Source organism: Microbacterium sp. TPD7012, from assembly GCF_003075395.1.
Taxonomy (GTDB): domain Bacteria; phylum Actinomycetota; class Actinomycetes; order Actinomycetales; family Microbacteriaceae; genus Microbacterium.
Window position 1 is genome coordinate 1 of sequence record NZ_QDFV01000009.1, and the last position, 10,521, is coordinate 10,521.

Annotated in this window: 9 protein-coding genes and 2 rRNA genes; all 11 read left to right on the top strand. The window is 68.9% G+C overall.

Features of this window, described 5'->3' with window-relative positions; genetic code table 11:
- Nucleotides 1-465 (top strand): 23S ribosomal RNA (locus tag DC434_RS18315); the annotation flags it as partial.
- 108 nt (nucleotides 466-573) lie between these two features.
- Nucleotides 574-690: ribosomal RNA gene (gene rrf / locus DC434_RS18320) — 5S ribosomal RNA — on the top strand.
- Between the two features lie 69 nt (nucleotides 691-759).
- Entirely contained in the window at nucleotides 760-2,646 is a 1,887-nt protein-coding gene (locus DC434_RS20395) for a primosomal protein (protein ID WP_243409009.1), read from the top strand.
- The gene (locus tag DC434_RS18335) at nucleotides 2,646-3,686 is read left to right on the top strand and encodes an HAD-IIA family hydrolase (protein ID WP_116636757.1); all 1,041 of its coding nucleotides are present in this window, start codon (nucleotides 2,646-2,648) and stop codon (nucleotides 3,684-3,686) included. The genes DC434_RS20395 and DC434_RS18335 overlap by 1 nt, the downstream gene beginning before the upstream one ends.
- Nucleotides 3,687-3,740: 54 nt before the next feature.
- On the top strand, nucleotides 3,741-3,917 hold the full coding sequence (locus DC434_RS20205) for a hypothetical protein (RefSeq protein WP_165808129.1): 177 nt from the start codon (nucleotides 3,741-3,743) through the stop codon (nucleotides 3,915-3,917).
- On the top strand, nucleotides 3,914-4,711 hold the full coding sequence (locus tag DC434_RS18340) for a TlyA family RNA methyltransferase (RefSeq protein WP_116636758.1): 798 nt from the start codon (nucleotides 3,914-3,916) through the stop codon (nucleotides 4,709-4,711). The genes DC434_RS20205 and DC434_RS18340 overlap by 4 nt, the downstream gene beginning before the upstream one ends.
- Nucleotides 4,708-5,628 (top strand): NAD kinase, encoded by a 921-nt coding sequence (locus tag DC434_RS18345; protein ID WP_116636759.1) that lies wholly within the window; start codon nucleotides 4,708-4,710, stop codon nucleotides 5,626-5,628. Before DC434_RS18340 ends, DC434_RS18345 begins: the two co-directional genes overlap by 4 nt.
- Nucleotides 5,625-7,316, top strand: a complete 1,692-nt coding sequence (gene recN / locus DC434_RS18350) for a DNA repair protein RecN (protein ID WP_116636760.1) — start codon at nucleotides 5,625-5,627, stop codon at nucleotides 7,314-7,316. Before DC434_RS18345 ends, recN begins: the two co-directional genes overlap by 4 nt.
- 17 nt (nucleotides 7,317-7,333) lie before the next feature.
- Nucleotides 7,334-9,031: a CTP synthase gene (locus DC434_RS18355; RefSeq protein ID WP_116636761.1), complete on the top strand. Its 1,698-nt coding sequence runs from the start codon at nucleotides 7,334-7,336 to the stop codon at nucleotides 9,029-9,031.
- Nucleotides 9,024-9,605: an NUDIX hydrolase gene (locus tag DC434_RS18360; protein ID WP_116636762.1), complete on the top strand. Its 582-nt coding sequence runs from the start codon at nucleotides 9,024-9,026 to the stop codon at nucleotides 9,603-9,605. The genes DC434_RS18355 and DC434_RS18360 overlap by 8 nt, the downstream gene beginning before the upstream one ends.
- A 2-nt stretch (nucleotides 9,606-9,607) precedes the next feature.
- Nucleotides 9,608-10,510, top strand: coding sequence for a site-specific tyrosine recombinase XerD (gene xerD, locus DC434_RS18365; protein WP_116636763.1), 903 nt, complete (start codon nucleotides 9,608-9,610; stop codon nucleotides 10,508-10,510).
- Nucleotides 10,511-10,521: the final 11 nt, after the last annotated feature.

Here is a 10,521-nt window from a genome sequence, read left to right on the forward strand (position 1 = left end):
AAGGTACCTCGGGGATAACAGGCTGATCTTGCCCAAGAGTCCATATCGACGGCATGGTTTGGCACCTCGATGTCGGCTCGTCGCATCCTGGGGCTGGAGTAGGTCCCAAGGGTTGGGCTGTTCGCCCATTAAAGCGGTACGCGAGCTGGGTTTAGAACGTCGTGAGACAGTTCGGTCCCTATCCGCTGCGCGCGTAGGAAATTTGAGAGGATCTGACCCTAGTACGAGAGGACCGGGTTGGACGAACCTCTGGTGTGTCAGTTGTTCCGCCAGGAGCACCGCTGATTAGCTACGTTCGGGATGGATAACCGCTGAAAGCATCTAAGCGGGAAGCCGGCCTCAAGATGAGATTTCCATACCTTCGGGTGAGAGGCTCCCAGCCAGACTACTGGGTTGATAGGCCAGATGTGGAAGTGCAGCAATGCATGCAGCTGACTGGTACTAATAAGCCGATGACTTGATAACACACCGTTTGTTGGTGCTACGCGTCCACTGAGTGGTTCTCGATGTACGGTCGAGAACCGCATAACAACAATGACTTTGTTATGTGTTTGATTGAAACATCAATAGTGTTTCGGCGGCCATAGCGTGAGGGAAACGCCCGGTTACATTCCGAACCCGGAAGCTAAGCCTCACAGCGCCGATGGTACTGCAGGGGGGACCCTGTGGGAGAGTAGGACACCGCCGGACTTCTTTTAAGCAAATGGCCACCCATCGATGGGTGGCCATTTTGCGTTTACAACGAAAACAGGGAGCATCATGCCGGAAGACGAAGAGCGCCGTCCGCGTCGCGACAACGACAGCGGATCGCGCAACCAGCGTCCTTCCGGCGGCCGCCCCGCACGCGATCGAGACGCCGCACCCCGCCGTGACGGAGACAACCGCTCCGGTGACCGCGCTCCGCGTCGTGAGGGTGGCGGGTACAACCGCGACTCTGCTCCTCGTCGTGAGGGTGGCGGGTACAACCGTGATTCCGCTCCTCGTCGTGAGGGCGGCTATAACCGTGACTCTGCTCCTCGTCGCGACGGTGACAACCGCGCACCGCGTCGTGAGGGCGGTTACAGTCGTGAGGGCGGTTACAACCGTGACTCTGCTCCGCGTCGTGAGGGCAGCGGGTACAACCGTGATTCTGCTCCGCGTCGTGAGGGCGGCGGTTACAACCGTGATTCTGCTCCGCGCCGTGAGGGCGGGTACAACCGTGACTCTTCACCGCGCCGTGAGGGCGGGTACAACCGTGATTCCGCGCCGCGCCGTGAGGGCGGGTACAACCGTGATTCCGCGCCGCGCCGTGAGGGCGGGTACAACCGTGACTCCGCTCCTCGTCGCGAGGGCGGCGGCTATAACCGGGATTCGGCTCCTCGTCGCGAGGGCGGCGGCTATAACCGGGATTCGGCTCCGCGTCGTGAAGGCGGCTATAACCGGGATTCGGCTCCGCGTCGTGAAGGCGGCTATAACCGGGATTCGGCTCCGCGTCGTGAAGGCGGTTACAACCGCGATTCCGCACCGCGTCGCGAGGGCGGGTACAACCGTGACTCCGCACCGCGTCGTGACGGTGACAACCGCTCCGGCGACCGCGCTCCGCGTCGCGAGGGCAGCTACAACCGTGACTCCGCACCGCGCCGTGACTCCGGTTCCGACCGTGATCGCTCCCGGTCCTATCCGCAGCGCGGGGGCTCGGGGCGCGAGCGTCCGGTCCAAGCGGCCGATGAGCGTCCGCGTTTCAACGACCCGCACATTCCGGACGAGATCACGGCCCGCGATCTGCACACGTCTGCTCGCAATGAGCTCAAGACGCTGAGCAAGGAGAACGCCGACCTCGTGGCCCGTCACCTCGCGATGGCGTCGCAGCTCATCGACGAGGATCCTGCGCTGGCGCACGAGCACGCCCTGGCGGCGTCACGTCGTGCCGGACGGATCGCGATCGTTCGCGAAACCCTCGGCATCACGGCCTACGCGACCGAGGACTTCGCCCTCGCGCTTCGCGAACTGCGCACCTACCGCCGCATCTCCGGCAAGGACGATCAGATCGCCCTCATGGTCGACAGCGAGCGCGGCATCGGACGACCGGACCGTGCGCTCGAGACGGGTCGCGCCGTCGACCGCAGCGCGCTCACGACCCCGGTACGCGTCGCTCTCGCGATCGCGATGTCCGGAGCTCGCCTCGACCAGGGCGATCTCGAGCTCGCGCTGGGTGAGCTCGAGATCCCCGAACTCGATCCCGATCGCGCCTTCGAGTGGAGCCCGGCGCTGTTCGCCGCTCGCGCCGCTGTGCTGGAGGATCTCGGACGCGACGAGGAAGCTGCTTTCTGGGCGCACCGCGCCGACGTCGCTGCCGAGGCCCTCGGCGTCGACGAAGCGGGTGATGAAGAGCTGATCGTCGAGGACGGCCTCATCGAAGGCGACTTCGACGATGATGAGTCCGCCACGGACGCTGATGCCGTGGAGCTCGCCGCTGACGAGCCCCTTGCCGAAGACTCTGCAGATGACTCTGTCGTCGATGAGATCGCGGCCGACGAGTCCGTGATCGAAGAGCTCACGGTCGAGGACGAGGTCCGCGAACTCCTCGGCGAGGACGACGACGCCGCTTCTGACGACGACGCCGCCCCTGACGACCACAAGGCTCAGGGCTCGGAGCAGGAGGCGTAGTGGCGCTGTTCTCCCGGAAGCGACCGGTCGCGTCCACTCCGCTCGACGGCGTCGACACCGTGCTGGCCGATCTGGACGGCGTGGTCTACGCCGGCCCGGGCGCGCTGCCGTTCGCGGTCGACAGCCTGAACCGGGCGGGGGAGTCCGCACGACTCGGCTACATCACCAACAACGCCGCCCGCACCGATGCGTCCGTCGCGGCCCACCTGAGCAGCCTCGGCCTCGAGGTGGCGGCATCCGACGTCGTGACGAGTCCGCAGGCTGCGATGCGCCTGCTCGCGGGTATCCTCCCGGCACCCGCCACGATCCTCGTGGTCGGTGGCGATGGTCTGGTCGACGAGGTCACGAAGGCCGGATACACGGTCACCCGCAGCGCCGAGGACTCGCCTGCCGCTGTCGTTCAGGGCTTCGCTCCCGAGGTCGCCTGGACGGACCTTGCAGAGGCCGCGTTCGCCCTCAAGCTTCCGGAAGAAGAGGGCGGTATCCCCTGGATCGCCACGAACACCGACTGGACGATTCCGCGAGAGCGCGGTGTCGCCCCCGGTAACGGCACCCTGGTGTCCGCCGTGCACACCGCGATCGGACGCCTGGCGACCGTCGCGGGCAAGCCGGAGGCTCCGATCTTCGAAGAGGCCCTCGCGCGTTTCGGCGCGCAGAAGGCGCTGTTCATCGGCGACCGCCTCGACACCGACATCATGGGAGCGAGCCGTGTCGGCATCGACTCGGTGCTGGTGCTCACCGGCATCGATCGTCCGAAGCACGTGCTGGCAGCGCCCGAAGGCTCGCGTCCCACCTACATCCTCGGCGACCTGCGGGAGCTGCATGAGCCGTACCCCGAGGCGATCGAGAAGGACGGCGTCTTCCAGGTGAACGGAGCCGCTGTGCGGGTCTCGGGAGCCGACGTCGAGATCGTCGCCGACTCGGGCGTGCAGATCGACCTGCTCCGCGCAGGTGCCGCAGCGATCTGGGCATCCGGTACACCGGTGTTCGTCCTCCGCGTGCCGGAGCGCCTCTACGACGATCCGTTCCACCGACCCTGATCGACGGACGCCGTGGCTCCGTCGTCCGTCCGCCGTGCCGCGTACAGTAGGACCGTGAGCGATGAGACGACGAGCGCGCCGACCGACGGTCTGTGGAGTCGCCTGCGCCTGATCGAGGGGCAGCCGCTGCCCGCGCGTGCGGATGCCTATTCGGCCCTGCACGACGAGCTGTCACGCCGTCTCGAGACCGGCGCGAAGCTCGACCAACGGGAGACCCCGGGATCCCGATGACGCGACTCGACGCCGCCCTCGCCGCCCGAGGACTCGCCCGTTCGCGCAGCCACGCCGCCACACTCATCTCCGAGGGGCTCGTGAGCGTCGATGGCCGACCGGTCGTGAAGTCCTCGACGCCGGTGCCGGACACCGCCGAGATCACGATCGCGGGCTCGGACCACTACGTGGGTCGCGCCGCGCACAAGCTCATCGCCGGCCTCGACGGCTTCGCGGTCCCCGTCGAGGGGAGGCTGGCGCTCGACATGGGCGCCTCGACCGGCGGATTCACCCAGGTGCTGCGTGAGCGCGGCGCCCGACGAGTGCTCGCGGTCGACGTGGGGCACGGCCAGCTGGCGCCGTCGATCGCGGCCGACGACGGCGTGGTGGCGGTCGAGGGATACAACGTTCGCCACATGACGCCCGAGAACCTCGCCGAGACGACGGGCGAACGCGATCTCCCGGAGCTCCTCGTCGGCGACCTCTCCTTCATCTCCCTCGAGCTCGTGCTGCCGGCGGTCGCCGGCGTGGCCGCACCGGGGTCCGACATCCTGCTCCTCGTGAAGCCGCAGTTCGAGGTCGGCCGCACCGCCGTGCGCGGCGGTCTGGTGACCGACCCCGCCACCCGCGCGGATGCCGTCGCACGCACCGTATGGAGTGCCTGGGACGTCGGTCTCGGCATGCTCGGCATCCTTCCCTCCCCGATCCTCGGCACGCACGGCAATGCGGAATATCTCGCGCACCTCGCGCCGGGACGCGGCAGCAATCCGACAGAATGGTTGGACAGCATCAATCGACTGGCAGGGGGACGATGAACGAGCGCAGGATCCTGGTCGTCGCCCATGCCGGCCGCGTCGAGACCGTGGAGGCCGCCCGTCGCGTGATCGACGCGCTGCGAGGGGCAGGAGCCCGACCGTTCCTCGCGGCTGACGATCACGCCGCGCTGACCGCGGTCGACGGGTTCTTCGCCGACGTCGACGTGCTCGACGCGTCGTCGGAGTCCGCAGACCTCGAGCTCGCGATCGTGTTGGGCGGCGACGGAACGATCCTGCGGGCAGCTGAGCTCGTCCGCGACAGCGGTGCGCCGGTGCTCGGCATCAACATGGGCCACGTCGGCTTCCTCGCCGAGATCGATCGCGATGACATGGATGACGCGGTGCGCCGCGTGATCGACCGCGACTACGAGGTCGAGGAGCGCCTCGCCCTGTCGGTGCGGGTGAAGGACGCGGCGGGCGCCGTCGTCTACGACACCTGGGCGCTGAACGAGGCGACGGTCGAGAAGGCCAGCCGAGAGCGGATGATCGAGGTCGTGCTCGAGATCGACGGTCGCCCGCTGTCGAGCTTCGCGTGCGACGGCATGGTGGTCTCGACGCCGACCGGATCCACCGCCTACAACTTCTCCGCCGGCGGGCCGGTGATCTGGCCGAGCGTCGAGGCGATCGCCGTGGTGCCCCTGTCGGCGCACGCGCTGTTCGCCAAGCCGCTGGTCGTCAGCCCCGACGCCGCTGTCGCGATCGAGATGCTGGAGCGCACCGACGGCTCCGGCATCCTGTGGTGCGACGGCCGGCGTTCGCACGATCTGCCTCCGGGTGCTCGCGTCGTCGTCCGCCGGTCTTCGCGTCCGGTTCGTCTGGCACGCCTGCACCACGCAGCCTTCACCGATCGGCTCGTGCGCAAGTTCCGTCTGCCCGTCGAAGGATGGCGCGGGCAGGAGCCGGGGAAGACGCCATGATCGAGGAGATGCGGATGCAGGGCCTCGGCGTGATCGCCGATGCCGTACTGCCCCTCGGCCCCGGCTTCACAGCCATCACGGGCGAGACGGGCGCGGGCAAGACGATGGTGGTCACCGGCCTCGGACTGCTGCTCGGTCAGCGTGCCGATTCCGGTGCCGTGCGCGCCGGCGCCGCGCAGGCCTCGGTCGCCGGAGTCTGGATCGTTCCCGAGAAGGGCGACGTCGCCGACATCGTGACGGATGCCGGAGGCGAGCTCGAACCTGCCGGCGCCGACCTCGCGGAACTCTACGTGTCCCGCACCCTGAGCGCCGAGGGTCGCAGCCGCGCCAGCGTCGGTGGTCGTGCGGCCCCCGCGGGAGTGCTGTCGGCTCTCGCCGAAGAGCTCGTGGTCGTTCACGGACAGTCCGAGCAGCTCCGCCTGCGCTCGGCCGCCGCGCAGCGCGACGCCCTCGACCGCTTCGGTGGCGCCCCCGTCGCGACGGCTCTCGCGGCGTACTCGGCATCCTTCTCCCGCTGGCGGACTCTCGACGCCGAGATCACCGAGATCTCCGAGAACCGCGATCGCCGCGCCGAGGAGGCCGCGCGCCTCCGCGAGGCCCTCGCCCTCATCGAGGCCACGGCCCCGGAGCCGGGGGAGGACCAGGAGCTGAGCGAACGCGCCGAACGCCTCGCCAACTCCGAGGAGCTGCGCCTGGCGGCATCCCTCGCGCACGGCGCGCTGTCGAGCGAGGAGGGTGAGCCGGATGCCTCCGGCCTCGTCGCCGAGGCTCGCCGGCTGCTCGAGCGCGTCTCCGACTCGAAGCTCACCGAGATCGCCGAGGGCATCGCCGACATCGGCTATCGGATCGCGGATGCGGCCGGCCAGCTCTCCGCGTACCTCGCGGATCTCGACGAGTCGGGTCCGCACGAACTCGCCGCGGTCGAGGAACGTCGTGCCGCCCTGGGAACGCTGGTCCGCGCGCACGGCTCGCTCGACGAGGCCCTCGAGGTGTGGCGGACCGGGTCCGCGCGTCTCGCCGAGCTCGACGACGACGGCGAGCGGATCGAGCGGCTCACCGAGGAACGGGATGCGGTGCGTGCCGAGCTCGATGCGCATGCCGCCGCGCTGACCACGGAGCGTGCGTCTGCCGCGACGCGTCTGGGCGCCGCGGTCACGGAGGAGCTGCATGCCCTCGCGATGCCGGATGCTCGTCTCGAGGTGGCCGTCACGGAAGGTGCAGAGAGCACGCACGGCCGCGACGACGTCGCGATCCTGCTCGCGCCGCATCCGGGTGCCGAACCCCGCTCCGTGGGAAAGGGCGCCTCCGGGGGAGAGCTCTCCCGCGTGATGCTGGCGATCGAGGTCGTCATCGCCGGGACCGACCCGGTGCCGACCTTCGTGTTCGACGAGGTCGACGCGGGCATCGGTGGCGCAGCCGCGATCGAGGTGGGTCGACGACTCGCCCGGCTTGCAGAGAAGTCGCAGGTCATCGCGGTCACGCATCTCGCGCAGGTCGCGGCCTTCGCGAACAATCACCTGTCCGTCGTGAAGTCCAACGACGGAGCCGTCACCGCCTCCAGCGTGCGGCTTCTGGAGGGCGAGGAGCGGGAGGCCGAGATGGCCCGCCTGCTGTCGGGACTCGCCGATTCGGACGCCGCTCTGACCCACGCCCGAGAACTTCTCAGCCTCGGCGCCCCTGCTGCCTGATAGGATCGAAGCCCGTGATGAACTCTTCTTCTGCGGGGCCCAAGAACGACACGACCAAGCACATCTTTGTGACAGGTGGTGTCGTTTCGTCTTTGGGCAAGGGGCTCACGGCTGCCAGCCTGGGCAACCTCCTCACCGCTCGCGGACTGCGCGTCGTGATGCAGAAGCTCGACCCGTACCTGAACGTCGATCCGGGCACGATGAACCCCTTCCAGCACGGCGAGGTCTTCGTGACCGACGACGGCGCCGAGACCGACCTCGACATCGGCCACTACGAGCGGTTCCTCGACATCAACCTGTCGCAGGCAGCCAACGTGACGACGGGCCAGATCTACTCGCAGGTCATCGCGCGCGAGCGCCGGGGCGAGTACCTCGGCGACACCGTGCAGGTCATCCCGCACATCACCGACGAGATCAAGCGCCGCATGCGCCTGCAGGCTCACGAGGAGCCGCGTCCTGACGTGATCATCACCGAGGTCGGCGGCACGGTCGGCGACATCGAGTCGCAGCCGTTCCTCGAGGCCGCCCGCCAGCTCCGTCACGAGCTCGGCCGCGACAGCGTGTTCTTCGTGCACGTCTCGCTGGTGCCCTTCATGGGGGCGTCGGGGGAGCAGAAGACCAAGCCCACCCAGCACTCGGTCGCGGCCCTCCGCCAGGTCGGCATCCAGCCGGACGCCCTGGTGCTCCGCAGCGACCGTCCGGTCAGCGCGAGCAACCGCAACAAGATCGCGCTCATGTGCGACGTCGACGTCGAGGGCGTCATCAACACCGTCGACCTGCCGAGCATCTACGACATCCCGTCGACGCTCAACGACCAGGGGCTGGACTCGTACATCGTGCGTCGTCTCGGTCTCGACCAGAAGGCCGCGGAAGAGGTCGACTGGACGCGCTGGAGCAAGGTGCTGCACGCTGTGCACAACCCCAAGCACGAGGTCACGATCGGCCTCGTCGGCAAGTACATCGACCTGCCTGACGCCTACCTCTCGGTCACCGAAGCCCTCAAGGCGGGTGGATTCGCGCAGGAGACCAAGGTCAACATCCGCTGGATCCCCTCGGACCTCTGCGAGACGCCCGAGGGCGCCCAGGAGCAGCTGGCCCAGGTCGACGGCATCTGCGTGCCCGGCGGCTTCGGCATCCGCGGTATCGAAGGCAAGCTGGGGGCGCTGAAGTTCGCCCGCGAACAGGGCATCCCGACGCTCGGCCTCTGCCTCGGCCTGCAGTGCATGGTGATCGAGTACGCACGCGACGTGGCCGGCATCGCCGGAGCATCGTCGAGCGAGTTCGACCCGGAGACCACGGAGCCCGTGATCGCGACGATGGCCGAGCAGATCGAGATCCTCGACGGCGGCGACCTGGGCGGCACGATGCGCCTCGGCCTGTACCAGGCGGCCCTCGCCGATGGTTCACTCGCCCGTGAGCTCTACGGTGCCCCTGAGGCCTCGGAGCGGCACCGTCACCGCTACGAGGTGAACAACGCGTACCGCGACCGTCTCTCCGACGCGGGTCTGGTGTTCTCCGGCCTCAACCCGGAACTCGACCTCGTCGAGTACGTCGAGCTGCCGCGCGACGTGCACCCGTACTACATCGCGACGCAGGCGCACCCCGAGCTGCGCTCGCGTCCGACCGACCCGCACCCGCTGTTCCGCGGACTGGTGGGCGCCGCGATCGAGCGTCACCGCGCCAGCGAGCTGTTCGACGTCAGCGCCGATGACTGACGCGACCGGAGAGCTCCGCGACGAGCCGTTCTCTCCGGAGGTGCTCACGAGCGACCTCGTCTACGAGGGCAGGGTCTGGGACGTGCGCTCCGACCGCGTGCGGTACGGCGACGGCGAGATGGTGCGGCAGTACGTCGCGCACACGGGTGCCGTGGCGATCCTCGCGCTGGACGACGAGGGCCGCGTCCTGCTGATCCAGCAGTACCGGCATCCGATCCGTCACCGTGACTGGGAGCTGCCGGCCGGCCTTCTCGACGTCGCCGGCGAGGAGCCGCTCGAGGCCGCGAAGCGCGAGCTCGCCGAGGAGGCCGACCTGGTCGCGGCGCACTGGGAACCGCTCGTGTCGTCGTGGACCACGCCGGGCGGCAACGACGAGATGATCCACATCTTCCTCGCGACGGGTATCTCGGCCGCCGAGTCCGCGCACGACCGCGAGGACGAAGAGGCCGACATCCGCGTCGAGTGGGTACCCCTCTCGGACGCGGTCGACGCCGTCCTCGCCGGGCGCATGCGCAACGGCATCCTCTCGATCGGAGTGCTCGCGGCGGCGCAGAGGCTGCGCGATCGGCTCTGAGGATGCTGCTTCCTCGCGCTCTCGACCTCTACCTGCGACACGTCACGATCGAGCGCGGTCTGAGTGCGCACACCATCGCGGCCTACCGACGAGACCTGGACGGGTACCGGGAATGGCTGGAGGCCGACGGCATCGGCGACACCGCCGACATCACCCCGGCCGTGATCGGCCGCTTCATCACGGAGCGATCGTCGGCTGAGCCGCCCCCGGCGTCGACCAGCCTCGCCCGGCTGCAGTCGTCGGTGCGGGGCTGGCATCGGTTCCTCGCGAGGGAGGGCATCGAGGCCGATGACCCGAGCGGGAGGCTCCGTCCTCCGAAGGCTCCGCGTCGGCTTCCGAAGGCGCTGACGATCGACCAGGTCGAGCGCCTGCTCGCCGCGCCGTCGCCGGAGGCCCCCGTCGGCATCCGGGACCGCGCCCTTCTCGAGCTCCTGTACGCGACCGGCGCCCGCGTGTCGGAGGCGATCGGGCTCGACGTCGACGACCTCGCCCACGGCGATGTGCTGCGGCTGCGCGGCAAGGGGTCGAAGGAGCGGATCGTGCCGATCGGGTCGTTCGCGCGCGACGCTGTGGACGCCTACCTGACCAGGGTGCGCCCGGGGCTCGCCGCCAAGGGACGGGCGTCGTCGCGCCTGTTCCTCGGTGCGCGAGGGGCGCCCCTGTCCCGACAGAGCGCGTGGCTGATCATCCGTGCCGCCGCCGAGGCCGCCCAGATCACGAGCGAGGTCTCACCGCACACGCTGCGGCACTCCTTCGCGACGCACCTGCTGCAGGGCGGCGCCGACGTGCGCGTGGTGCAGGAGCTCCTCGGGCACGCGTCGGTCGCGACGACGCAGATCTACACCCACGTGTCGGTCGACACGCTGCGCGACATCTACGCGACCTCTCATCCCCGGGCCCGCTGAGGCGCTGTGCC